General features: G+C 42.8%; 1 protein-coding gene. It reads right to left on the minus strand.

Translation table 11 applies throughout. The annotated features are described in order from the left end of the window. A partial coding sequence (locus tag KVT36_RS31530; protein WP_217607399.1) for a transposase occupies positions 1-594 on the minus strand: 594 nt, incomplete at its 3' end. Between the last annotated feature and the right edge of the window lie 46 nt (positions 595-640).

Here is a 640-nt window from a genome sequence, read left to right on the forward strand (position 1 = left end):
TCTGCTACGTGCCAGTAATTGCTTTAATGTATCTCCATTTGGTAACACTTCAGGATGATAGCTTTGTTGTTGTTTACAGGCCAGCTCATAAGCCTGATTTTCCTGTTCCAGCGCTTCCCACCGGTACTGTATCCTGGTTTCCTGCACGGCATCAAAAGCAAGCTGCTGCACGTGAAAACGGTCTGTGACCCTATGGGCATTAGGAAAGCATCTTTTAACTGCAAGATTCAGGCTCCCGGACATATCGATGGTGACTTCCTGGACCGTCTTACGCAGACGTTTGGGTATTTTCTTTAAAATATCAATAAGATAATCCGCCTGTGTTCCCTTAATCATAGCCACTATGGAGCCTTTGCGTCCTTTTGCCAGTTTATTGGTCACAATAGTATATAACTCTCCACTGGAAAAGGCTGTTTCATCAATGCTTAAATAAGGGCTGATATTCTGTTCAAAGATCATCCAGTTAGCAGCATGATCTTTCTGTTCCCACTGGTGAAAATCGCTTAAATGGTTCTTGTACTGCTGTTGTAACTGTTTACCGTCAACGTGAAAGAAATGACCTAATTGTACAGGACTAACGGGCGTTTCGTCCAAATGCTTCTTTTAAAAAAAGACCGAACTCTTTGGTAATACGAGCTCC

This window comes from Chitinophaga sp. GbtcB8 (genome assembly GCF_019091455.1).
Lineage (GTDB): Bacteria > Bacteroidota > Bacteroidia > Chitinophagales > Chitinophagaceae > Chitinophaga.